The sequence below is a fragment of the Streptomyces sp. NPDC014870 genome (assembly GCF_043081505.1).
In the GTDB taxonomy this organism is placed as follows: Bacteria; Actinomycetota; Actinomycetes; order Streptomycetales; family Streptomycetaceae; genus Streptomyces.
The window spans coordinates 65907-90112 of the sequence record NZ_JBIBWQ010000015.1; the positions used below are offsets into that span (position 1 = coordinate 65907).

19 protein-coding genes are annotated in these 24206 nt (G+C 71.7%); 9 read left to right on the plus strand and 10 right to left on the minus strand.

What is annotated here, in order from left to right; all coding sequences use genetic code 11:
• Nucleotides 1-76 precede the first annotated feature (76 nt).
• The 6 genes from ACF09C_RS35095 to ACF09C_RS35120 are packed head-to-tail and all read left to right on the plus strand — an operon-like array spanning nt 77 to nt 7986.
• Nucleotides 77-2863, plus strand: coding sequence for a prenyltransferase/squalene oxidase repeat-containing protein (locus ACF09C_RS35095; RefSeq protein ID WP_392097433.1), 2787 nt, complete (start codon nt 77-79; stop codon nt 2861-2863).
• Nucleotides 2860-3789, plus strand: a complete 930-nt coding sequence (locus ACF09C_RS35100) for a hypothetical protein (RefSeq protein WP_392097434.1) — start codon at nt 2860-2862, stop codon at nt 3787-3789. The genes ACF09C_RS35095 and ACF09C_RS35100 overlap by 4 nt, the downstream gene beginning before the upstream one ends.
• Nucleotides 3790-3793: 4 nt before the next feature.
• Entirely contained in the window at nt 3794-4978 is a 1185-nt protein-coding gene (locus ACF09C_RS35105) for an energy-coupling factor transporter transmembrane component T (protein WP_392097435.1), read from the plus strand.
• The gene (locus ACF09C_RS35110; RefSeq protein WP_392097437.1) at nt 4975-6630 is read left to right on the plus strand and encodes an ABC transporter ATP-binding protein; all 1656 of its coding nucleotides are present in this window, start codon (nt 4975-4977) and stop codon (nt 6628-6630) included. The genes ACF09C_RS35105 and ACF09C_RS35110 overlap by 4 nt, the downstream gene beginning before the upstream one ends.
• Nucleotides 6627-7454 (plus strand): ECF transporter S component, encoded by an 828-nt coding sequence (locus ACF09C_RS35115; RefSeq protein WP_392097439.1) that lies wholly within the window; start codon nt 6627-6629, stop codon nt 7452-7454. The genes ACF09C_RS35110 and ACF09C_RS35115 overlap by 4 nt, the downstream gene beginning before the upstream one ends.
• 40 nt (nt 7455-7494) lie before the next feature.
• On the plus strand, nt 7495-7986 hold the full coding sequence (locus tag ACF09C_RS35120) for a DUF4430 domain-containing protein (RefSeq protein WP_392097441.1): 492 nt from the start codon (nt 7495-7497) through the stop codon (nt 7984-7986).
• A 125-nt stretch (nt 7987-8111) separates the two neighbouring features.
• Here ACF09C_RS35120 and ACF09C_RS35125 read toward each other — a convergent pair whose 3' ends face one another.
• Nucleotides 8112-10043, minus strand: coding sequence for a serine hydrolase domain-containing protein (locus ACF09C_RS35125; RefSeq protein ID WP_392097442.1), 1932 nt, complete (start codon nt 10041-10043; stop codon nt 8112-8114).
• A gap of 114 nt (nt 10044-10157) precedes the next feature.
• On the opposite strand from ACF09C_RS35125, the gene ACF09C_RS35130 reads away from it, so the two are divergent.
• Complete coding sequence (locus ACF09C_RS35130; protein WP_392097443.1) at nt 10158-11975, plus strand: sensor histidine kinase; 1818 nt, start codon at nt 10158-10160, stop codon at nt 11973-11975.
• Between the two features lie 7 nt (nt 11976-11982).
• On the opposite strand, the gene ACF09C_RS35135 is transcribed toward ACF09C_RS35130, so the two are convergent.
• The 3 genes from ACF09C_RS35135 to ACF09C_RS35145 are packed head-to-tail and all read right to left on the minus strand — an operon-like array spanning nt 11983 to nt 16025.
• Nucleotides 11983-12591 (minus strand): DNA-binding response regulator, encoded by a 609-nt coding sequence (locus tag ACF09C_RS35135; protein WP_392097444.1) that lies wholly within the window; start codon nt 12589-12591, stop codon nt 11983-11985.
• A 10-nt stretch (nt 12592-12601) separates the two neighbouring features.
• Nucleotides 12602-13921 (minus strand): class I SAM-dependent RNA methyltransferase, encoded by a 1320-nt coding sequence (locus tag ACF09C_RS35140; protein WP_392097445.1) that lies wholly within the window; start codon nt 13919-13921, stop codon nt 12602-12604.
• A gap of 52 nt (nt 13922-13973) precedes the next feature.
• Nucleotides 13974-16025, minus strand: a complete 2052-nt coding sequence (locus tag ACF09C_RS35145) for an APC family permease (protein WP_392097447.1) — start codon at nt 16023-16025, stop codon at nt 13974-13976.
• A 266-nt stretch (nt 16026-16291) separates the two neighbouring features.
• Here ACF09C_RS35145 and ACF09C_RS35150 point away from each other — a divergent pair, with 266 nt between their 5' ends.
• Both ACF09C_RS35150 and ACF09C_RS35155 read left to right on the plus strand, forming a co-directional pair.
• A complete protein-coding gene (locus ACF09C_RS35150; protein ID WP_362414550.1) occupies nt 16292-16960 on the plus strand; it encodes a TrkA family potassium uptake protein in 669 nt (222 codons plus the stop codon).
• Nucleotides 16960-17634: a potassium channel family protein gene (locus tag ACF09C_RS35155; protein WP_392097448.1), complete on the plus strand. Its 675-nt coding sequence runs from the start codon at nt 16960-16962 to the stop codon at nt 17632-17634. The genes ACF09C_RS35150 and ACF09C_RS35155 overlap by 1 nt, the downstream gene beginning before the upstream one ends.
• Before the next feature lie 107 nt (nt 17635-17741).
• Here the strand turns inward: ACF09C_RS35155 and ACF09C_RS35160 are convergent, their stop codons facing one another.
• The 6 genes from ACF09C_RS35160 to ACF09C_RS35185 all read right to left on the minus strand — a co-directional run bounded on the left by ACF09C_RS35160 (nt 17742) and on the right by ACF09C_RS35185 (nt 24205).
• Nucleotides 17742-18497 carry a DUF3159 domain-containing protein gene (locus ACF09C_RS35160; protein WP_392097450.1) on the minus strand — a complete coding sequence of 252 codons (756 nt, stop codon included), beginning with the start codon at nt 18495-18497 and terminating at the stop codon, nt 17742-17744.
• A gap of 3 nt (nt 18498-18500) precedes the next feature.
• Nucleotides 18501-18899, minus strand: a complete 399-nt coding sequence (locus ACF09C_RS35165) for an OB-fold nucleic acid binding domain-containing protein (RefSeq protein ID WP_362012333.1) — start codon at nt 18897-18899, stop codon at nt 18501-18503.
• 138 nt (nt 18900-19037) lie between these two features.
• Nucleotides 19038-19724, minus strand: a complete 687-nt coding sequence (locus ACF09C_RS35170) for a response regulator (protein WP_362414558.1) — start codon at nt 19722-19724, stop codon at nt 19038-19040.
• A gap of 109 nt (nt 19725-19833) precedes the next feature.
• The gene (locus ACF09C_RS35175) at nt 19834-22383 is read right to left on the minus strand and encodes an ATP-binding protein (RefSeq protein WP_392097452.1); all 2550 of its coding nucleotides are present in this window, start codon (nt 22381-22383) and stop codon (nt 19834-19836) included.
• Between the two features lie 175 nt (nt 22384-22558).
• Nucleotides 22559-23287: an ABC transporter ATP-binding protein gene (locus ACF09C_RS35180; protein ID WP_392097453.1), complete on the minus strand. Its 729-nt coding sequence runs from the start codon at nt 23285-23287 to the stop codon at nt 22559-22561.
• Between the two features lie 156 nt (nt 23288-23443).
• Nucleotides 23444-24205 carry a DUF3710 domain-containing protein gene (locus tag ACF09C_RS35185; protein ID WP_361967363.1) on the minus strand — a complete coding sequence of 254 codons (762 nt, stop codon included), beginning with the start codon at nt 24203-24205 and terminating at the stop codon, nt 23444-23446.
• Between the last annotated feature and the right edge of the window lies 1 nt (nt 24206).

Consider the following 24206-nt stretch of genomic DNA (forward strand, 5'->3'; position numbering starts at 1 on the left):
CGCCTCGCCATGGCATCTCCACTGTGCGGGGCGCATCGCCACGCACGCAGCCGCCCGGCAGAGACGAGGGGCCGCGGTGGGGACCGAACAGCAGGCGAGACGGTGGTGGAGGGCGAGACGGCGGCTTCTGTCCGTCCTGACCGCCTCCTTTCTGACGCTCGGTGCGGGCCTGACCCACCTCACGGCGGCGGCCCCGGCGAGCGCCGACCCGATCGGGAAGTGCACCCGCACGAAGGGCGCCATCGTCGCCGTCGACTTCGGCCACTGGGGCGGCCCTGTGGTGCGCGGCTGCGACACCACTCCCACGACCGGCTACGAACTCCTGCGCTCCGGCGGGTTCAGCACGGCCGGAACGGAGCACGACGGTCCCGCGTTCATCTGCCGCATAGGCAACGGCTCGTTCAACAGCGGTAAGCAGTACCCCACTCCGGCCCAGGAGGACTGCGTCCTCACCCCGCAGGCCACCGCCTACTGGTCGTACTGGATCGCCTCACCCGGCCAGCGGAAGTGGACGTACAGCCCGCTGGGCGCCATGTCCCGCACCCTCAAGCCCGGTGACGTGGACGCCTGGGTCTTCGGCGGCACGGACATCGGCGGCACCAAGGGCAGGCCCTCGTTCACCCCCGACGACGTCCGGGCCGAGGGCGGCGACCCGCCGAACCCCAGCGATCCGCCGGCGCCCAACGTGCCCCCGGGCACGGTCGATCTGCCCGCCGCGACCCGCTGGCTCACCGACCGGCTGACCAACGGGCAGCGCGTCGTCAACGACGGCGACACCACGCCGAACTACCTCGCCACCACCGAGGTCGCCTACGCACTGGCCTCACTCGACAACGAGAACCCCACAGCCCGGCGAATCGCCGACTTCCTCGCCAGGCCTGAACACACCGACGCCTACGCCTACCCCGCCGGGAAGGACGAGGCGCCCGACGCCACCGCCGCCGCCCGCCTCGCGCTCGTCGCCGAGGCCACCGGCAAGGACCCCCGCGCCTTCGGCGGCCACGACCTCCTCGGCGACCTCATGGCGAACGTCTGCCTCAGCGGCTCGGACGCGCCGCAGCCCGTCCCCGGCTGCGCGACCAAGGGCGACTTCCGGACCACCGGACAGACCGAGGGGCAGACCCTCGCCGTCATCGCCCTGCTCAACGGCGGAGTGACGCCGCCTGCCGAGTCGGTGGCGCGCCTGACCCAACTGCAGTGCGACGACGGCGGGTTCCCCAGCTTCCTGATCCTCGACGGCCAGGTGTGCGAGAGCGAGGCACCGACCACCGCGCTCGTCACGCTCGCCCTCCAGCGCGCCGGCGGCCACACCCCGGTGGTCACCAAGGCCCGCTCCTCCCTCAAGAAGGCCCAGTTCAAGACAGGGGCCTGGCCGGCCGCCTCGTACAGCGTCCCCGGCAGCGCGTACGCCACCGGCTGGGTGGCCCAGACACTGCGTGCCCTGGGTGACCGTGCCCACGCGAACGCCGCGGTCTCCTGGCTCTCCCGCCAGCAGCTCCCCGGTGGTTCCTTCGCCTTCGAGGAGGGCACCACGGACCCACTGCTCTATGCCACCACCGCGGCCGTCATCGCCGGGGCGAAGAGCGATCTGGTGACGCTCACGACGAAGGAGCCCGTCCCGCCGACGACGCCCCCGACGACTCCTCCGACCACCCCGCCCACCACGCCGCCTACGACGGGGCCCACCGCTCCCCCGGCCGGTGAGGGACCGGACCTCAAGAAGGGCTCGGCCTACCTCGCCGACCACAAGCGGCTGATCCAGGGCCGGTACTACGAGGGCAGCCCCCGCTTCGCCGACTACGGCCTGACCATCGACGGCGCCTACGCGCTCGCCGCCACCGGCCACGACAACGCCACCCTGCGCAACATCGTCGACTTCCTCGACAAGGGCGGCAAGGACGCCTCGGGCCGTGGCGTCCACCACTGGACGAAGATAGACACGAAGTACGCGGGCGGCGGATTCATCGGCAAGACCGCCGTGCTCGCCGAGTCCGTGGGCCGCGACCCCCGCGACTTCGGCGGGAAGGACCTGATCGCAGCGCTCGCCAAGGGCACCTGCCAGGCCGCGACGCCGGCCGAGCCCCGCAAGTGCGCGGGCAAGGGCAACTACACGTACGCCACCTCGGTCTTCTCCCAGTCCCTCGGCGTCATCGCCCAGGTCAGGGCGGGCGAGACGGCCGCCGCGGCCGACCCGATCACGTACCTCAAGGGTCTCCGCGACCCGTCGACCGGTGCCTGGCCCAGCCTCATCGGTGAGGCCAGCGCCATCGAGGTCGACTCGACCGCGATGGCGGCCATGGCCCTGGACCTGCTGCCCGACGCCGACACGCAGGCGGCCGTGGACCGTGCTCTCGTCTGGCTCGCCGATCAGCAGCTCCCCGACGGCGGCTTCACCGGCGCCTCCGGCAACTCCGTGAACTCGGCGGCGCTCGCCGTCCAGGGCCTGTCACTCGATGCCGACAAGTACGCGACCGAGATCGGCAAGGCCCGGAAGTTCCTGGCCTCGCAGCAGAACAAGGACGGCGGCTTCAACGTCAGCAAGGGCGGGCAGGCGGGATCGGACGTCCGCGCGTCCGCCCAGGCGGTCGGCGGCGCCACCGGTATCTCCTTCGGCGTACTGACCCGTGACATGAGCGGCACCACCCCGGAACCCGTCCCGAGCATCACCGGGCCCGGCGCCTCCACACCCGTGATCATCACCCCGGGCGAGGATGGCGGAGGCTCCGGTTCCGGCGGCGGTCTCGCCGCCACCGGATCCCAGATCACCGGACTCGCCCTCGCCGCCGTCCTCCTCGTCCTCGCCGGCTGGGGCACGACCCATGCCGCGCGCCGCCGCCGCGAGACAGACGGCGGTCAGGCATGACCGCCCGTCGGGGCACCCGCACCCGCACCCTCGCCCGTACGACAGCCGCGCTGGGGCTCACCGTGGCCGCCTTCAGCGGCACCACGGCCCCGGCCGGAGCCGCGCCCCAGCCGATGGGGCAGTGCACCACCTCCTCCGGTGTGGTCCTCGCGGTCGACTTCAGCCGCTGGGGCGGGCCGATCTACCGTTCCTGCGGTACGACGCCCACCACCGGGTACGAGCTGTTGAACCAGGGCGGCTGGCGGACCACCGGCACGGGCCACGACGGCCCCGCCTTCATCTGCCGTATCGGCTACAGCGGCCACCAGGGCGGCAAGCAGTACCCGACGCCCCAGCAGGACGACTGCGTCCTGACCCCGCCGGCCTCCGCCTACTGGTCGTACTGGCACGCCGACCCGGGCCAGAACACCTGGACGTACAGCCAGCTCGGGGCGATGCTCTACAAGCCCAAGCCCGGCAGCGTCGACCTCTGGATCTTCGGCGGCACCAACATCGAGGGCACCGAGGGGCGTCCGACCGTCACCCCCGACCACCTGCGCGCCAAGAACACGAAGCCGACCGGCGGCAGCAAGCCCGTTCCCAAGGACACCCGGACGGCAGCCCCGCTGCCGCCGAACGTCGACACCGGGCCCGCCCCGGAGAACCCGCCTCCCACCGGTCCGGCGTCTCCCTCGACGAGTGCCCCCTCGGTGACGAACAGCCCGACGCCTTCGACGACCTCCTCACCGAGCCCGTCGAACAGCGTCTCCCCACCCGCTTCGCCCAAAACGGCCGCCTCGGGTCCCAAGGTGGTGGACGCGGCACCTGCGGCGGACGCGGCCCACGACACGGGTTCCTGGGTTCCCGCCGTCATCACCGGTGTCCTGGGCCTGGTGATCGGCGCCGCCGCCGTGTTCGCGGCCAAGCGCCGCCGTCGTACGGAGTAGCCGCGTGCCTCGCACGACCACGGCAGCCGCCGAGCCGTCCGCTTCCGGCCTCGCGCCGGACGCGGGCGGCCGCCGCCTGCCCCGTACCCTGCATCCCGTGGCCTGGTGGATCTGGGCCCTGGCGCTCGCCACCGCCGTCAGCCGCACCAACAACCCGCTGCTGCTGTTCCTGGTACTGGCGGTCCTCGGATACGTCATCACCATGCGCCGCACCGAGGCCCCCTGGGCACGCGGCTTCAAGTACTACCTCTACCTGGCGCTCACCGTCGTCGCGATCCGGGTGGTGTTCCGCGCGGTCTTCGCCACGGGCATCACCCCCCACGACCACTTCCTCTTCTCCCTCCCCCACCTCCCCACTCCCGACTGGTACGCCGGCATTCAGATCGGCGGACCGGTCTCCCTGGAAGCGCTGCTCTCCGCGGCCACAGACGGACTCCGGCTGGCGTGCATGCTCTGCTGCATCGGCGCCGCCAACACCCTCGCCAACCCCAAGCGCGCCCTGCGGGTCCTGCCCGGCGCGCTGTACGAACTCGGCGTCGCCGTCACCGTCTCCATCAGCGTGGCACCCCAACTGGTGCAGAGCGTCCAGCGCGTTCATCGGGCCCGACGCCTGCGCGCCGGGCGTTCCAAGGGACTGCGTGCCTTGCGGGGCATCATCGTCCCGGTGCTCGAAGACGCTCTGGAACGCTCCCTGCGGCTTGCCGCAGCCATGGACTCCCGCGGTTACGGCCGGGCCGGAACGGCCACCCGCCGTTCGCGCCGGGCCACCGGCGCCCTGATGCTGCTCGGCATGTGCGGCCTGTGCGCCGGCGCGTACGGACTGCTCGACGCCACCGCCCCCACGCTGCTCGGCTTCCCGGCACTCGCGGCCGGCGGACTGCTGTGTGTGGCGGGGCTCCGCCTCGGCGGGCGCCGTATCACGCGCACCACCTACCGCCCCGACCCCTGGCAGGCAGCCGAATGGGCCGTCGCCGGCTGCGGCGTCCTGTCCGCCGTACTCCTCTTCAGCAACGCGGGCTTCAACGCCGCCGAACTCAACCCGTCCATCTACCCGCTCAGCTGGCCCACGCTCCCGCTGGTCCCGGCCGCCGCGATCCTCCTCGCGGGGACCGCCGGATTCCTGGCCCCGCCTCCCAGCCCGCCGGTCCGTCCGGCCGTCCCCGCGCAGCGCGCCGAGGAAGCCACGTGATCACCTTCGACCAGGTCACCGTCCAGTACGAGGACACGGCCGAGCCCGTCCTGCGAGACGTGAACCTGACGGTCGAGGAGGGCGAACTCTGTCTTGTCGTCGGCCACACCGGCGTCGGCAAGTCGACCCTCCTCGGAGCCGTCAACGGGCTCGTCCCGCACTTCACCGGCGGCACCCTCCACGGCCGGGTCACCGTCGACGGCCGGGACACCGCCGACCACCCGCCGCGCGAACTCGCCGACGTGGTGGGGGTCGTCGGCCAGGACCCCCTCGACGGCTTCGTCACCGACACCGTCGAGGAAGAACTCGCCTACGCCATGGAACAGTTGGCGGTCCCACCGGCCACGATGCGCAAGCGCGTCGAGGAGACCCTGGACCTCCTCGGCCTGGCCGACCTCCGCCACCGAGCCCTCCACGAACTCTCCGGCGGCCAGCAGCAGCGCGTCGCCATCGGCTCGGTCCTCACCGCGCACCCCCGGATCCTGGTCCTCGACGAACCGACCTCCGCGCTGGACCCGACGGCCGCCGAGGAGGTCCTGGCCGCCGTCACCCGGCTCGTCCACGACCTCGGAGTCACCGTCCTGCTCGCCGAACACCGCCTGGAGCGGGTCGTCCAGTACGCCGACCGCGTCATCCACCTCCCCGGGGACGGCCGAGTCGTCTCCGGCCCGCCTGCGGACATCTTCCGTACGTCGTCCATCGCCCCGCCCATCGTCGAGCTGGGCCGCACCGCCGCCTGGTCTCCGCTGCCCCTGTCCATCCGCGACGCCCGACGGGCAGCGGCACCGCTGCGGACCCGGCTTACAGGTGTCGTGCCCCCGCCGGTCCGGCGCGCGCCCGACGCGGACCGGGCCGTCCTCCTGACGGCGCGCGGTATCACCGTGACGTACCAGGGCGTTCCCGCCGTCCGTGAGGTCGACCTCGACCTCCGCAGCGGGGAGATCACCGCCCTGATGGGCCGCAACGGCTCCGGCAAGTCCTCCCTGCTCTGGGCGCTCCAGGGCTCCGGCCCCCGCAAGGCGGGTTCGGTCTCGGTCGGGGAACCCGGCGACCCGAAGACCCCGGACCCCCGGAAGGTCTCGGCGACCGAGGCCCGCCGCCTCGTCGGTCTGGTCCCGCAGACTCCCACCGACCTCCTCTACCTGGAGAGCGTCAAGCAGGAACTCGACCAGGCCGACGCCGAATCCGGAGTGAAGGCCGACGGAATCCCGGCCCGCACCCTCCTGGACCGGCTCGCTCCCGGCATCCCGGACACCACCCACCCCCGCGATCTGTCCGAGGGCCAGAAGCTCGCCCTCGTCCTGGCGATCCAGCTCGCCGCCGCCCCTCGGGTGGTGCTCCTCGACGAGCCCACGCGAGGGCTCGACTACCGGGCCAAGGGCGAGCTGATCGAGATCGTGGACGGGCTCGCGGCAGAAGGCCGCACGGTCGTCATCTCCACCCACGACGTGGAGTTCGTCGCCCGCGCCGCCGACCGGGTGGTCGTCATGGCCGAGGGGGACATCGTCGCCGACGGCCCCACCACCGAGGTCATCGTCGCCTCCCCGGTCTTCGCTCCGCAGACGGCGAAGATCCTCGCTCCCCTGCCCTACCTCACCGTGGACCAACTGGCCTCGGTCCTCGACGCCGACGGAACGGACCCGGACGCGTGAGCCCCTCCCCCGCAGCCATCCGCATCCGCCCACGGGCCGCGATCGTCATCACCATGGCGGCCTTCCTCGGCGTCGTCGCGTTCTTCTGGCCGTTCCTCGTCGCACCGGGGAAGTTCGGCTCGAACTACGCCCCTCCCCTCATCTTCGGCGTCCTGCTCGTGATCGTGCTCTCGGTCGTGATATCGGAGATCGCCGAAGGCGGCATCAACTCCAAGGCCCTGGCCATGCTGGGCGTGCTCTCCGCGGTCAACGCCGCGATCCGCCCCCTCGGGGCGGGCACCGCCGGCATCGAGACGGTCTTCTTCATCCTCGTGCTGGCAGGCCGGGTGTACGGCCCAGGGTTCGGGTTCACCCTCGGCTGCACCTCGCTCTTCGCGTCGGCGCTCATCACCGGCGGCGTGGGGCCGTGGATGCCCTACCAGATGTTCGGCTGCGCCTTCGTGGGCATGCTCGCGGGCCTCCTCCCGAAGGCCACAGGGCGGCGGGAGGTCGCCCTCCTCGCGGTGTACGGCTCGCTCTCCGGCTACCTGTTCGGCTTCCTCCTGAACCTCTCCTTCTGGCCCTTCTCCCTGGATCCGAACAGCTCCATCGCCTACCTGCCGGGACTGCCGTTCACCGAGCAGTTCCGGCGGTACATCGCCTTCGACCTGGCGACCTCGCTCGGCTGGGACACCGGCCGCGCCGTCACCAACCTCGTCGCCATCACCCTGGCCGGACCGGCCGTCCTCACCGTCTTCCGTCGCGCTGCCCGCAAGGCCCGTTTCCAAGCCCCGATCAGGTTCTCCGGTCGGGGCGGCGCGAGCCCGGACACCACGGCTGGATGAACACGCACCACCCACCTCGTCCCTTACCGAAAGGCACACCATGCGCACGACCCTGCTCCGCCGCGCCGCCGTGACCACCGCCGCGCTCGGCCTCGCCCTGACCACCGCACCCGCCGTCGCGCAGGCCGAGACCGCGGCCACGTACACGAACGCCCCGGTGAGAGTCACCGTCACCGTCCAGGGCCCCGACGGCCTGCTCTTCCAGAAGAAGATCTTCACCTGGGGCCACGACGTCACGACCGCCACCGGCGGCACCCACAAGTGCGACGGCACCAACGGCTCCGCGCACGCCACCAAGGTCCCGACCCCGACGGCCGCCCTCGACCACGCGGCCAAGCGCAACGGCTTCACCTGGGACGGCACCTGGTACGCGTCCTTCGACGACTACGCGGTGGAGACCGTGAAGGGCGTGAGCGGGGGCGGCTCGGCCTACTGGAGCATCTCGGTGAACGGCACCCCGACCCCGGTCGGCGGCTGCCAGTTCGAGATAGAGAACGGCGACCAGGTCGCCTTCACCTGGACCTCCTTCTGACGGACGGCACTCCAAGAGCGGTCCGGGCTCCGGAAGCCCGGACCGCTGCGTCGTACCGCGCGGAGCCAACAGCCGGACGACATGCCTAGGAGTGGTCATGTGGCTCGTGTGGCTCGTACGGGGTGTCAGCCGGCCAGCCAGGCGAACGGGCTGCCCACCAGGTGGTACTGGACCAACATGCTCGTCATCGCGCACGCGCCCGCGGCCGTGAGGGTGAACAGGACGCGGCCCGCGATCTTCCACCAACCGCGGAACCAGGCCGCGATCGCCCCCGCCACAAGGCCCAGCGTCAGCGGCACGAGTGCCGTGCCCAGCATGGTGACGGAGGACAGCAGCGGTGATCCCAACAGTACCGTTTCCATCATCGCGTTGCTGTCCGAGACGACCGCGGCGAGGGCGGCGGCGAACGCGGCGGCGGTCAGCCCGGTCGCCACGGCGGTTGCCCTCGCGGCCCGTGCCGCGGGCGGGTGCGGGGCCGAACCCCGAAGCCGCCGTACCAGGGCGGTCGCGGGAAGGACGGTCGCGGCGAGGAGCAGCACAGCGACGCCGGTGCCGAGCAGTCCCTGGTGCAGGACCGGAGACTGGCGCCATGTCAGCTTCTCGTACGCCGTCGACGGCAGCGCCGAAGAGACGAGCACCCCGCCCTTGGCGAAGGCGAGCGTCGCTCGGCTTCCGCCGCGCTCCTGGAACAAGCCGTCGCCGAGCGCGAGCCAGATCTGTTCGGGCTGGTCGGGGTCGAGCGAGAGCCCGGTGGTGCGCAGTCCGTTCCTGCCGTCCTTCTCGACGGTGACGCCCCCGACAAGGCCCTCCGTCGCCATGAGGCCCGTGCGGCTGACCCGCGCCGAACGGTAGGTGCCGGCATACGAGTCCAGGAAGGGGTCGACGGAGGATTCGGTCGTGGCGCTCGGGGCGGTGGCCGGGCCGTCCGGGAGGAGTGCGGCCACGACCCGGTTGATCAGGTCCTTGCCGTCCCAGGCGGCGCGCCCGTCGGTGCCGTCGCCGTTGAAGACGACGAACACCCCGACATCGTGACCGGGGACGAGCAGCAGGTTGGCGTGGAAGCCGGGGATGTCGCCGTCCTTGAACCAGCCGGTCTGCCCGCCGCGCCGCCACTCCTCGAACCCGTAGCCGAGGCCGGGCAGGCGGGCATCCTGCCGGTAGTGCACCTGCTGCATGAGGCGGTTCGCCGGTGTGTCGTCGGTGAGCTGCCCGGTCATCCAGCGACCCATGTCGGCGGCGGTGCTGACCGCACCGGGCCCGGCCGGGCTCCACGCGCCGTACTGGCCCTTGTCCTGTGTCCAGCCGGATGCGCCGTCGGGGCGGTAGCCGCGGGCGAGGTCGGCTGCGATCGGGGCCGGCTGCGGCTGGGCGAAGGTGGAACGGGTCATGCCCAGCGGCTTGAGAATGTGCTCGTCGACGTAGGCGGGGAAGGACTGGCCGGAAGCCTCGGCGACGAGCTGGCCCGCGAGTGCGTAGCCGTAGTTGTCGTAGGCGGCGAGGGTGCCCGGGGCGCGGACCCGGGGCGGACGGCGCGTCACCAGGCTTTCGGCGAGCGGTTCGACCTCTGTCGCGCGAGGCCTGTTGCGGCCGATGAGGTCGCTGTCGAAGCCCGCGGTGTGGGTGAGGAGCCGGTCCAGGGTGACGGGGCGTCCGGGGTGTGTGTCGGGGACGGTGACCGCCTGGAGGTAGTCGTTGACGTCGGCATGGGGGTCGACCGCGCCCCGGGCCACGAGCTGGGAGGCCGCCTGGGCCGTGAACAGCTTGGCGAGCGATCCGAGGAAGAAGACGGTGCGGTGCGGGTCGACCGGGGTGCGGGCGTGGATGTCGGCGACGCCGTATCCCTTGGCCAGGACCGTCCGGCCGCCGGCCACCACGGTGACGGCCGCCCCGGGAATGCGGTCGTCCTCGAGGTACTCGGCGACGGCGGTGTCGACGAGGGAGTCGAGGCGGGTCGGAGCAGCCGTGTGAGCGGGGGCCGCGAAGGCAAGCAGCGCGGCGGAGGTGATCGTGATCGTGGCGGCCATCGTGGTGAGGGTCCGTATCGACGTCGTACGCATACGTCGACGATCCCGTTCAGGGGTGGGTCGGCGGCAGTGCGAGACACACCGGCCGATGTGTATTTCACATGGGTGGGCGGATGTGGTGGACGCGGGTGCCTCTAACGTGACCTCATGCCCGGCCCCGTCACCGATCCCGATCCCGATTCCGACGCCGGTCCGACGCCGACGGTCGTATCGGTGATCCTCGTCGTCGTCATCCTCGGATTCTCCTTCGAGCCCGGTGTCGTCCTGCCGCGCCCGGCCGCCGTGCCGATGCTGCTGCTCCAGTTGGCCACCTGCCTGCCCTCGACGCGCCGGCTGCGCGGAGCCTGGACCCTGGCCGCACAGATCCTGCTCGCGCCCTGGTCCGGCCTGCTCGGATTCCTCGGCGCCTCCGTGCTGCTGGTCGTCGAACGGCCCGTCCGATGGGCCCTGTTCACGGTCGTCGTGCTGGCCGCCGGGCTACTCGCACCCGGCGACGGCGGCTTCCATTCCGTGCTCAACGGCATCGGCAACGCCCTCGCCCACGGTTTGATCATCTATGCGCTGACCCGGCTCACCGACCTCTACACCGAACTTCGCTCCACCCGTGGCGCGCTGGCGGAGGCCCTGGTCGCGGCCGAGCGGGAGCGCGCAGGGCGGAGCCTGGACGCGGTACTGGGAACGGCCCTGGCGGAGATCACCCGGCTGGCCGGGCAGGGCACGGCCGCCGCACGAGAACTGGTGGCGGTGGCACGGAAGGCGACGGAGCGCGTGAGGGCCGCGCCGCCCGCGCAGTCGGCCGACGGGGCCGGCATCCCTTCGGCTGCCCTGACGCCCAGGATGGTGTGGCCCATCGTGGTCGCCACGCACCTCGAGTACCTGGTGGTGGGTACGGCCTTCCTGCTCGGTACCGGGGTCCCGGGTGGGCGGGTCGTCGCGTACGTGGCCGCGCTGACGGCGGTGGTCGGACTGCAGGCGTACCACTCCTTGCCGCGTCCGCCGGGTGTGCGCCCCCCGTACGCCGCGTGGACGCTGGGCGCGGAACTCGCTCTCGCCCTGGGCGTGCTGGCCGCTCCGGACGGGCCGCACCCCCAACTGGTGGCGTTCGCGGCCGCTTCGGTGCTGATCGTGCTTCCCGGGCGCACCGCCTGGCCGGCGGCCGGGGCGCTGACCGCACTGGCGGCGATCGCGGTGCTGGTACGGACGGACGGGCCCACAACCGGTGGCACCGCGCTCCTCCTGCTGGACATCGTGGTGATCGCCTTGGTCTTCTACGGCCTTGCCCTGCTCACCGCCCTGGTCCACCAGGTACAGGAGGCCCGCGCGGCCTTGGCCGCGCTGGCCGTGGCGCGAGAGCGGCGGCGCATCGCCCGGGACGTCCACGACCTGCTGGGCTACGGGCTGTCGGCGATTGCGCTGAAGGGCGAGCTGGCGGTCCGCGACCCCGACCGGGAGCGGGCCGCGGCTCATCTCGCCGATGCTGCCGCGATGGCGGACCGGGCGCTGGCGGACCTTCGGGCCATACCGGGAGACGGACCGGATCTCACGCTGGGCGGGGAAGTGGCCTCGGCACGGAAGGTACTGGCCGCGGCGGGCGTCGCCGTGCGGGTGCGCGGCGAGGCGAACACGGTGGAGGGGGTGTCCGAGGCGCTGTTCGCCACGGTGCTGCGGGAGGCCGTGACGAACGTGCTGCGGCACGCGACGGGAGCCCGGCGGTGCGAGGTGGATCTCGGGCCAGGACTGCTGCGGGTGGCGGACGACGGCCGTGCGCTTCCCGCACCGGCCCAGGCGGAAGGCACCGAAGCGGGAGCCGACAGTACCGGCGGCAACGGTCTGGGCAACCTCAGGGAGCGAGTGGCCGCGCTCGGCGGTGTCCTCGATGCCGGACCTGCCCCGCACGGGCGCGGCTACGTCCTGACCGTCCGCCTGGAATCCGTGGGATCCGTCCTCGTCTCCCCCTCCGGATGACGCCGTGTCACCCCAACCAGCCCTGATCACGGGCGATCCGTACCGCGTCGAGCCGGTTGCGGGCATCGAGCTTGGCGACGGCCGCGCCCAGGTAGTTCCGTACGGTGCCCTGGGAGAGGTGCAGGTCGCGGGCGATTTCGTCGAGTTCGGCACCGTCGGCGGCCAGCCGGAGCACGTCGGTTTCGCGAGGGGTGAGCGGGCTCTCCTTGGCGGTGAGCGCCGCGGCTGCCAGCCTCGGATCGATGACGTGCTCCCCCGCGGCCACGCTGCGGATCGCGGCGGCAAGCTGATCCGGCTGGGCGTCCTTGAGCATGAACCCGCCCACCCGGGCGGCGAGTGCCGACCGCAGGGCCTCGGGTCGGCCCAGCGCGGTGAGGATCAGGATCCGGCAGTCGGGAAGCGCGGCTCCGAGGTCGCGGGCGGCGGAGAGCCCGTCGGCGCCGGGCATGTCCAGGTCGAGCACCGCGACGGTGGGCCTGTGGGTGAGCGCGGCGGCGACGACGGCGTCACCCCGGGCCACCTGCGCGACGACTTCCATGTCGGCCTCAAGGCCCAGCAGGGCGGCCAGCGCCCCCCGGACCATGTGCATGTCCTCGGCCAGCAGAATACGGATCACTTCGGACGCCCTACCGGACCGGCTCCAGAATCGCCACGCACTCCACGTGATGCGTCATCGGGAACAGGTCGAACGCCCGCAGCGTGCGCACCCGGTAGCCGCCGTCCTTGAAGTAGGCCAGGTCGCGGGCCAGGGCCGCCGGGTCGCAGGCCACGTAGGCGATGCGGCGGGCGCCCAGGCTCGCGAGGTGCTTGACCGTCTGCTTGCCCGCGCCCGCGCGGGGCGGGTCGAGGACGATGAGGTCGACCTCGGTGATCCGGGTGCGCGGGAGGACGGTCTCCACCTTGCCCTGCTCGATGCGCACGCGGTCGTAGGCCTCGAGGTTGTGGCGGGCGTCCTCGACGGCGCGCTTGCCGGACTCGATGCCGAGGACCGCGCCCTGGTCGCCGACGCGGTCGGCGATGGCGCCCGCGAAGAGGCCGACGCCGCAGTAGAGGTCCAGGGCCGTGTCGCCCTTGCGGGGCATCAGGCCCTGCATGACCGCGAGGACCAGGGTCTGGGCAGCCTTCGGGTGGACCTGCCAGAAGCCGCCGTTGCCGACGCGGTACGTGCGGTCGTCGGCCCGCTCGCGGACGAACGGGCGGCCGTGGACCCGGTGCACCCCGCCGTCGTTCTCGTCCACGCGGAGGACCGAGACCGGCTTGTCCAGTTCGACGAGCGGGAGCCGGGCGCCGGGACGCGGGGTCAGGACCACCTGGCGGTCGCCCGAGCCCGTCGCCGCGATCGCCTCGACCGAGGCCATGCCCTCCCAGGTGCGCTTCTCCACACCCAGCTCGGTGACCCCGGGCGCCGCGATCATGCAGTGGTCGATCACCTCGACCTCGTGCGAGCGGTGCCGCCGCAGGCCCGCGTGCCCTTCGGCGTCGACGGCGTACTGCACCCGCGTGCGCCACTGCGGGACCTCGCCCGCCGGGAGCTTGTCGCCCTCGGCCGGCATCACGGTGCCGTCCCAGCCGGCCTCCTCCGGGGTGAGCCCGGCGAGCCGCTGGAGCTGTTCGGCGATGACCTCGCCCTTGAGGCGGCGCTGCGCGCCCGGCTTGGCGTGCTGCCAGTCGCAGCCGCCGCACTTGCCCGGGCCCGCGAAGGGGCAGGGGGCTGCCACCCGGTCCTTGGAGGCCTCCAGGACCGTGACCGCGTCCGCGCGCAGGTAGCGGGAGGTCTCGTCGCCCTCCGTCACCTTCGCCACGACCCGCTCGCCCGGCAGCGCGTGCCGGACGAAGAGGACCCGGCCGCCCTCCGTCCGCGCGATGCAGTGGCCGCCGTGCGCCACCGGGCCGACCTCGACCTCGTACTCTTCCCCGACCAACGAGGGAACAGGTGCGTTCTGCATGATCGGGTGACTCCAGAGGAAAGAGGAAGAGGTGGCGCGGCAGCCCACCAGTCTACGTGCCCTTTCCGGCCGGTTCCTTCGCGCGCTTCTCGACCGGGCCGCGGCGCACCGAACCCGGCGCGTTCCAGTCCTGTCCCTTCCTGGCCCGCTTCTTCGCCGCCTCGGAGGACCGCAGCTGGTACGGGACCGAGGTCACCATCACGCCCGGGGTGAAGAGCAGCCTGCCCTTGAGCCGCAGGGCGCTCTGGTTGTGCAGAAGGTGCTCGTACCAGTGGCCGACGACGTACTCCGGGATGTAGACGGAAACGGCGTCCCGCGGGCTCTCGCGGCGGATGTTCTTGACGTACTCGACGACCGGCCGGGTGATCTCGCGGTACGGCGAGTCGAGGATCTTGAGCGGCACGTTGATCCCGCGCCGGTCCCACTCCTCCCGCAGCGCCTTGGTCTCGACCGGGTCGACGTTGACGCTCAGCGCCTCCAGTTCGTGGGCGTGCAGCAGCTTCGCGTACGCGAGGGCGCGCAGCGTCGGCTTGTGCAGCTTCGAGACGAGGACGACGGAGCGGACGCGGGAGGGGCGGACGTACTCGTCGGGGCGCTCCTCGGCCGCCGCGATCTCCTCGGCCACCGAGTCGTAGTGGCGGCGGATCGCGGCCATCGTCACGTAGAAGATGACCATGCCGAGCAGGGCCACCCAGGCGCCGTGCGTGAACTTGGTCGCGAGGACGACGACGAGGACCAGGCCGGTGAAGAAGGCGCCGAAGGTGTTGATCGCGCGGGAGCGGATCATGTGGCGGCGCTTGGCCGGGTCCTTCTCGGTCCGCAGGTGCCGGTTCCAGTGCCGGACCATGCCGGTCTGGCTGAGGGTGAAGGAGACGAAGACGCCGACGATGTACAGCTGGATCAGCTTCGTCGAGTCGGCTCCGTAGATCCACACCAGCAGCATGGCGGCGCCGGCGAGGAGCACGATGCCGTTGGAGAAGGTGAGCCGGTCGCCGCGGGTGTGCAGCTGGCGCGGCAGGTACCGGTCCTGGGCGAGGATCGAGCCGAGGAGCGGGAAGCCGTTGTACGCCGTGTTGGCGGCGAGGAAGAGGACGAGCGCCGTGGCGGCGGCGAGGAGCACGAAGAAGAACGTTCCGTCACCGAAGACCGCCGCGGCGACCTGCGAGATGACCGGGTCCTGTACGTAGCTCTCGCCGACGGGCTGCCCGTTGCTCAGCAGGTCGTGGGCGGGGTTCTCGGCCATCCGCACGTCGGTGGCGAGCGCCAGGAAGATGATGCCGCAGAACATGGTGACGGCCAGGCCGCCCATCAGGAGCAGCGTGGTGGCCGCGTTCTTCGACTTCGGCTTGCGGAAGGCGGGGACGCCGTTGGAGATCGCCTCGACGCCGGTGAGGGCGGCACAGCCGGAGGAGAACGCGCGGAGGAGCAGGAAGAACAGCGCGAAGCCGGCCAGGCCCTCGTGCTCGGGTTTGATCTCGAAGTCGGCGGTGGGGGCCTTCATGGTCTCGTCGAGGACGATCCCCTTGTAGGCGCCCCAGGCGATCATGATGAAGACGCCGACGACGAAGACGTACGTCGGGATGGCGAAGAGGCTGCCCGACTCCTTGACCCCGCGCAGGTTCATCAGCGTCAGCAGCAGGATGACGGCGACGGCGCAGAGGACCTTGTTCTCGACGACGAACGGAATGGCCGAGCCGAGGTTCTCGATCCCGGAGGAGATCGAGACGGCGACGGTCAGGACGTAGTCGACGAGCAGCGCGCTGGCGACGGTCAGACCGGCCTTCGGACCGAGGTTGGTGTTGGCGACCTCGTAGTCGCCGCCGCCGCTCGGATAGGCGTGCACGTTCTGCCGGTAGGAGGCGACGACCGTGAACATCAGGACGACGACCGCCAGCGCGATCCACGGGCTGAAGTGGTAGGCCGACAGACCCGCGATCGACAGGACGAGCAGCACCTCGCCGGGTGCGTACGCCACCGAGGACAGCGGGTCGGAGGCGAAGACGGGGAGGGCGATGCGCTTCGGAAGCAGGGTCTCTCCGAGCTTGTCGCTGCGCAGAGCCCGTCCGATCAGGATCCGTTTGGGCAGGTCGGTCAGTTTGGGCACGCAGAGGATCGTAAGCGTTAGGAAATCGTCAGGCTCACCACCTCCCCCAATCCGCACCGAATCTCCCAGCCGGCGACGTGACGACGCACTGGACCGGGCCCGCGGCGACCTCGGATGCGGTCCTGTCAGCCGTTGCCGCATAAGCTCGGATCGGGCAGCTCGGCAGGGCGCTGCCCGCCACAGCCCGGGCCAGTCGGGTGAGGAAAGTTGTGAGCAGGGTGTTTTCGCAGGTCAGCAAGACGATCAGGAGTGCGGGGTAAGGGGACGTGCACATCGTCATCATGGGCTGCGGGCGAGTGGGAGCCGCTCTCGCGCAGACCCTGGAGCAGCAGGGGCACACCGTCGCGGTCGTGGACCAGGACCCGACGGCTTTCCGCCGCCTCGGCTCCGGTTTCGGCGGACGCCGTGTCACCGGCGTCGGGTTCGACCAGGACACCCTGCGTGAGGCGGGGATCGAGGAGGCCGGCGCCTTCGCCGCCGTGAGCAGCGGCGACAACTCGAACATCATCGCGGCGCGGGTCGCGCGCGAGATGTTCGGCATCGAGAACGTGGCGGCGCGGATCTACGACCCCCGGCGCGCCGAGGTCTACCAGCGGCTCGGCATCCCGACGGTCGCGACGGTCCGCTGGACCGCCGACCAGATGCTGCGGCGGCTGCTGCCGTCCGGCGCGGAGCCGCTGTGGAGCGACCCGAGCGGGGGCGTGCAGCTGGCGGAGGTGCACACCTCCCCCGCCTGGATCGGCCACAAGGTCAGCAAGCTGCAGGACGAGACGGGTGTGCGCGTGGCGTTCCTCACCCGGCTGGGCGAGGCGGTCATCCCGTCCTCGCAGACGGTGCTGCAGGAGGGCGACCTCGTGCACGTGATGATGCGGACCGACGAGGTCGCCAAGGTCGAGGCGGCCTTCGCCGAGGGTCCTGAGGAGGGCGGTCACTGATGCGTGTCGCAATCGCGGGCGCGGGTGCGGTGGGCCGTTCCATCGCGGGCGAGCTCCTGGAGAACGGCCACGAGATCCTGCTGATCGACAAGGCGCCCACCGCCATCTCGGTGGAGCGGGTGCCGCAGGCGGAGTGGCTGCTCGCCGACGCCTGCGAGATCACGTCCCTGGACGAGGCGGCGCTGCAGCGCTGCAACGTGGTCATCGCGGCCACCGGCGACGACAAGGTGAACCTGGTCGTCTCGCTGCTCGCGAAGACCGAGTACGGCGTGCCGCGCGTCGTCGCCCGGGTGAACAACCCGAAGAACGAGTGGCTCTTCAACGAGTCGTGGGGCGTGGACGTCGCCGTCTCGACGCCGCGTCTGATGTCGGCCCTGGTGGAGGAGGCGGTGAGCGTCGGCGACCTGGTCCGGCTGCTGCGCTTCAGCCACGGCGACGCCAACCTGGTGGAGCTGACGCTGCCGCCGGAGTCGGCCGTCGCGGGCACGGCGGTGGGCGACGTGGCCTGGCCGCAGGACACCTCCCTGGTGACGATCATCCGCGGCTCCCGGGTCCTGACCCCGAGCGCTGAGGAGACCCTGGAGGCCGGCGACGAGCTGCTCTTCGTGGCCGCGCAGGCCCGCGAGGAGCAGCTGGAGGACCTCCTCTCGGTCCGCCGCGACGAGGGCGCGTAAGCGCACCTACCCGTGCGCGCACGGGTACGGGGAACGGCCCGGGACCTCTCAAGGTCCCGGGCCCTTCCCCGTGAACGAGCTACGAGCTACCAGCCACGCGCCACCGGCTATGCCTCCGGCTGCCCGGCGGCCGCCTCCTTGCGGGCCTTCTCGGCCGCCTCCTCCGCCTCCATCTCGGCGAAGACGTCGATCGGCGGCGGGGCCTTCGCCAGGAAGACCCACGTCAGGTAGACCGCGAGCAGGAACGGTGGGATCTTCAGCGCGACGAGCACCCAGCCGAACTGGGTGGTGTCCGCCCACCAGTACAGCGGGAAGAGGATCGCGCACTTGGCGAGCAGGATCAGGCCCCAGGCCCAGCTCGCCTTGGTGTAGGCCTTCTTCCGGCCGGGGTTACGGGTCCGCCAGGAGAGGTTCTCCTTGAAGACCGGGCCCAGGATGAGGCCGATCAGCGGCACACCGGCGAGCGCGGTGATGATGTACGCGAGGGCGAGGCCCAGCGTGTACAGCATGCCCGGCAGGTAGAAGTCCTTGGCGTTGCCGGTCATCATCGCGAAGACCACACCGAACGCCACGCCGAAGACGCCGCTGAAGGCGTGCTTGACCGTGTCCCGGCGGATCAGCCGGACGGCGACCAGGACCAGCGAGACCGCGAGCGCCGCGATCGCCGAGACGTGCAGGTTCTTGTTGATCGTGAAGATCGTGACGAAGAGCAGACCGGGCACGACCGTCTCGATCATGCCGCGCAGGCCGCCGAAGGCCTCGAAGAGCGCGGCCTCGGTGACCTCCTTCGAGGCCTGGTCCTGCTGGGCGCCCTGGCTGTCCGGGGCGTCCTGATCCGTCGTCGGCTTGTCGAGCGACGTCACCGGCTACTCCTGTCCGAGCGGTCGGAGCTCGTATTTGGGGTTGAAGAGGACCCGCCGGCCATGGCTCATGGAGATCCGGCCGGAGGCGATCAGCTTGCGGCCCGGCTCTATGCCCACGATGGACCGCCGGCCGAGCCACACCACGTCCAGCGGGGCCGTGCCGTCGAACAGCTCGGCCTCCAGGGCCGGCACACCGGCCCGAGGACGCAGCGTGACCGTGCGCAAGGTACCAGTCACCTTGACTATCTGGCGGTCGGAACAGTCGGAGATGCGCGTGCAGCCCGATGCCTCGGCGTCCTCCTGGAGCTCTTCGGACTCCAGTTCCTCCTGCGAGGAGGACAGCCGGTCGAGCATCCGGCGAAAGCGGCCGGCCGGCTTCTCTGTACGGGGTGCGGCACTCATACAGAAAGCGTACCGGCCCCCGCCGACAGCGGAACCGGCCCGGATCGTCCCGGACTCCGGCGGCCGGGACGGCCCTGGACCGGCGGCCCAGGACTCACCCGGGCCTTCGGCCAGGACCGCCCGGACCGGCGGCCCGTATCAGTGCTCGAAGCGGTAGCCCATTCCCGGCTCCGTGACGAAGTGCTTCGGGTGCGAGGGGTCGGCCTCCAGCTTGCGCCGCAGCTGGGCCATGTACACCCGCAGGTAGTTGGTCTCGGTGCCGTACGACGGGCCCCAGACCTCCTGCAGGAGCTGCTTCTGGCTCACCAGCCGGCCGCTGTTGCGGACGAGGACCTCCAGCAGGTGCCACTCGGTGGGGGTGAGACGGACGTCCCGACCGTCCCGGTGGACCTTCTTCGCGGCCAGGTCAACGGTGAAGTCCTCCGTCTCGACGGTCACGACGCCGTCGTCCCCGCCGCCGACCGGCTCGGCCCGGCGCACCGCGGCCCGCAGCCGGGCCAGCAGCTCGTCCATGCCGAAGGGCTTGGTGACGTAGTCGTCGGCGCCGGCGTCGAGCGCCTCGACCTTCTCGTCGGAGGTCTGGCGCGCCGAGAGCACCAGGATCGGCACGCGGGTCCAGCCGCGCAGGCCCTTGATGACCTCGACGCCGTCGAGGTCCGGCAGGCCGAGGTCGAGGACGACCACGTCGGGGTGGCGTTCGGCGGCGAGCCGAAGGGCGGTGGCGCCGTCGGGGGCGGCGTCCACCTCGTACTTGCGCGCCTTGAGGTTGATCACCAGCGCGCGGACGATCTGCGGCTCGTCGTCGACGACGAGAACCCGGGTCATCGAAGGCTTCCTTCTCTCTGCTTCGTACGTCTGGAGGAACGGGGTCGTCCCGGAGGACGGGGGGACGGGGAGGGCGGGAGGGGCGAGGAGGACGGGGAGGGTCGTGCGGTCACGTGGTGATCCGGGCGGCGGGCACGTCGGAGTCCGAGGGCGGCAGCTGCCCGGTCACGGCCTTGAGGGACAGCGTCATCGTCAGGCCGCCACCGGGCGTGTCCTCCGCGGTGATCGTGCCCCCCATGGCCTCGACGAAGCCCCGGGCGACCGCGAGACCGAGGCCGACGCCCGACCCCTGCGGGGCGTCCCCGAAGCGCTGGAACGGCTCGAAGATCCGCTCCTTGCTCTCGTCCGGCACTCCCGGGCCCCGGTCGACGACGCGCAGTTCGACCCGGTCGCCCAGCGCGCTGGCGGAGACGGTCACCGGCGTTCCGTCCGGGCTGTACTTGACGGCGTTCTCGACGACGTTGGCGACGACCCGCTCCAGGAGCCCCTTGTCGACCTCCACCATCGGCAGGGTCTCCGGGACGTCCAGCTCGGCGCTCCCGTCCGGCACGCCACCGAGCGCCATGGGGACCACCTCGTCCAGGTCGATGGGGCGGATCAGGGGGGTGACGGTACCGGTCTGGAGCCGGGACATGTCGAGCAGATTACCGACCAGGTGGTCGAGCCGGTCCGCTCCTTCCTCGATGCCCGCGAGGAGTTCCGCCCGGTCCTCCTCGGACCAGTCGACGTCGTCGGAGCGCAGGGAGGAGACGGAGGCCTTGATGCCGGCCAGCGGGGTACGCAGGTCGTGGCTGACGGCCGCCAGGAGCGAGGTGCGGATCTTGTTGCCCTCGGCCAGTTTGCGGGCCTGTTCCGCCTCGCCCACGAGCCGCTGCCGGTCCAGGACGACCGCGGCCTGGGCGGCGAAGGCGCCGAGTACGCGACGGTCCTCGGCGGGCAGGACCCGGCCGGTCAGCGCGAGCGCCAGGTGCTCGCCGACGGGCATGTCCACCTCCGCGTCCTCGGGGCGGGTGACGGGGTGCTGTCCGACGCTGGCGGCGCAGACCCACGGCTCGACGTCGCTCTCGCGTTCGAGGAGGGCGACCGACTCCATGGAGAAGGTCTCGCGGACCCGTTCGAGCAGGGCCTCCAGGCTGGACTCCCCACGCAGCACGCTCCCGGCCAGGTACGAGAGCACCTCGGACTCGGCCCGCAGCCGGGCGGCCTGGTGGGTGCGCCGGGCGGCGAGGTCGACGACGGAGGCGACGGAGACGGCGACGCCGAAGAAGACGGCGATGGCGACGATGTTCCTGGGGTCGGCGATGGTCAGCTGGTGGACCGGCGGGGTGAAGAACCAGTTGAGCAGGAACGAGCCGAAGGCCACCGACGCCAGGGCCGGCAGCAGCCCGCCGAGCAGTGCCGAGGCCACGGTCAGCGCCAGGAACAGCAGCATGTCGTTGGCGAGGCCGAGGTCGGCGTCGACGTGCGTCAGGAGCAGGGTGAGCAGCGCGGGGCCCGCGATGCCGACCAGCCAGCCCCAGATGATCCGGGAGCGGCCGAGCCGGGCGCCGCGGGCGACGGGCAGGCCGCGGCCCTTGGCGACCTCGTCGTGGGTGACGATGTGGACGTCCAGGTCGGGGCCCGACTCGCGGGCCACGGTCTGGCCGACGCCGGGCCCGAACATGTACTGCCAGGTCTTGCGGCGGCTGGAGCCGAGCACGATCTGCGTGGCGTTGACGCCCCGGGCGAACTCCAGGAGGGCCGAGGGGATGTCGTCGCCGATAACGTGGTGGAACGTTCCGCCCAGGTCCTCGACCAGCGTCCGCTGGACGGCCAGCTCCTTGGGCGAGGCGGCGGTGAGGCCGTCGCTGCGGGCGATGTAGACGGCGAGCACCTCGCCGCCCGCGCCCTTCTCGGCGAGGCGCGCGGCGCGCCGGATGAGGGTACGGCCCTCCGGGCCGCCGGTGAGGCCCACGACGATCCGCTCGCGGGCCTGCCAGGTGGAGCGGATGCCGTGCTCGCCCCGGTACTGCTGGAGGTACTCGTCGACCCGGTCGGCGGTCCACAGCAGGGCCAGCTCGCGCAGGGCCGTCAGGTTGCCGGGGCGGAAGTAGTTGGCGAGGGACGCGTCGATCCGGTCGGGTTTGTAGATGTTGCCGTGGGCCATGCGTCTGCGCAGGGCCTGGGGCGACATGTCGACGAGTTCGATCTGGTCGGCGCGGCGCACGACCTCGTCGGGGACGGTCTCCTGCTGGCGCACACCGGTGATCGACTCGACGACGTCGCCCAGCGATTCGAGGTGCTGGATGTTGACCGTGGATATGACGTCGATCCCCGCCGCGAGCAGCTCCTCGACGTCCTGCCAGCGCTTGGAGTTCCGGGAGCCCGGCACGTTGGTGTGGGCCAGTTCGTCCACCAGCGCGACGGCGGGCTTCCGCGCGAGGACGCCGTCGACGTCCATCTCGGTGAAGGTGGTGTCGCGGTACTCGAGGGTGCGGCGCGGGACCTGCTCCAGGCCGTGCAGCATCACTTCGGTACGCGGCCGCCCATGGTGCTCCACGAGCGCGACGACGCAGTCGGTGCCTCGTTCGACGCGGCGATGTGCCTCGGAGAGCATCGCGTACGTCTTGCCGACGCCCGGTGCCGCGCCGAGGTAGATCCGTAGCTTGCCGCGTCCCATGCCATGACCTTACGTCCAGAGAATCGGACATTCCGCACCAGGGGCAAGCCCGACAAGCTGTATTGACGTGATTCTGATGGGCCCCGCGGCGATACGGCGGAAAGGTGGCTGGCGCTTCCTCTCGGCGCCACCATCGGCCTGCGTGGGATGCCCTGGGTTCGGCGGCGCGCGGCGGTCAGTGCTCGATGATCTCGCCGTCGTTCAGTTCGAGCACGCGGTCCGCGAGGCCCAGGAGCTGGGCGTCGTGGGTCGCCACCAGGGCTGTCACGCCCTCGCTGCGGACCACGGCGCGCAGCAGGTGCATCACGGCGAGTCCGGTCTCCGCGTCGAGCTGGCCGGTCGGCTCGTCGGCGATCAGCAGGGCCGGCTTGTTGGCGAGGGCCCGGGCGATGGCGACGCGCTGCTGCTGGCCGCCCGAGAGCTCGCCGGGCCGCTGGGCCGCGTGGTCGGCGAGGCCGACCAGGGCGAGCAGGAGGGCCACCCGCTCCTCGCGCTCCTTGGGGTCGGCCTTGCGCAGCCGCAGCGGTACACCCACGTTCTCGGCGGCGGTCAGGATCGGGATGAGCCCGAAGGACTGGAAGATGAAGCCGATGCGGTCCCGGCGCAGCGCGAGCAGCCCGTCCTCGCCCAGCTCGGCGAGGTCGGTGCCGTCGATGGTGATCCGGCCGTCGTCGGGGCCGTCCAGACCGCCGACCAGGTTGAGCAGGGTGGTCTTGCCGGAGCCTGAGCGGCCCTTCAGCGCGACGAGCTCCCCGCGCGCGAGGTCGAAGGAGACCCCGCGCAGGGCGTGGACGGCGGCCTCGCCCGTACCGTACGAGCGGCGCAGCTCCTCGACGCGGACCATGGGTCCACCGGTCGGGTCCTCGGCGACGGCCGTGCCGGACCGGGCGCTGCTCTCACTCATCGCTGTGCTCCCCCTCGTCGAACGTGTGCGCCCGCCAGTATGGGCCGCCGAGGGCCCGCCAGGCCAGGGTCCGGACATGCCGGTGGGCCGTATTCCGGACAGCTTGTCCGGAATACGGCCCACCGGGCTCACTCACGAGGGAGTACGAATGCCAGGTCAGCGGACCTCGGTGATCTCCGGTCCGCGCTGGAGCTGGCCCATGCCGCCGGAGAAGCGGGAGCCCTCCTGCTCGTCCTGCTGCACGCCGTCCGGCACCATCTGCGCGTCGTTGGGCAGCTTGAGGACGATCGGGTCGCGCGGGGCCATCGGGCCCTCGCCCCGGACCACCACGGTGTCCCGGACGATCTGCTCCAGCAGACCGGCGGCCTCGGGCTGCACCGCGCCCTGACCGGAGATGACTCCGCGCAGGAACCAGCGGGGCCCGTCGACACCCACGAAACGCACCAGCTGCACACCGCCGGTGCCGTCCGGCAGCTGCACCGGGACCTGGGCCCGCAGCTCCCAGCCCAGCGGCCCCTCGACCTCGTCGATGACACCGCCCTGCTGGGTGATGCCGGAGGCGATCTCCTCGCGGACCTCGCCCCAGATGCCTTCCTTCTTCGGCGCGGCGAAGGCCTGCAGCTGTACGGCGCTGTTCTGCAGCACCACGGTGGCCGCGACGATCGCGTCGCCCGCCACCTCGACCCGGAGCTCCATGCCCTCGACTCCGGGCACGAAGATCCCGCCGAGGTCCACCCGGCCGTCCTCCGGCTTGGAGACCTCGGAGATGTCCCACGGTCCGTCGGGCCGGGGCGCCGGCGGAAGGTTCACCCGACGCGGCGCACCGGCCGTGTCGTCAGTGTCGACCTCGTCGACGACCTGCTCGGCCTCGCCCGCCGCGTCCTCAGCGGTACCGCTCTTCTTGCGACGTCCGAACACG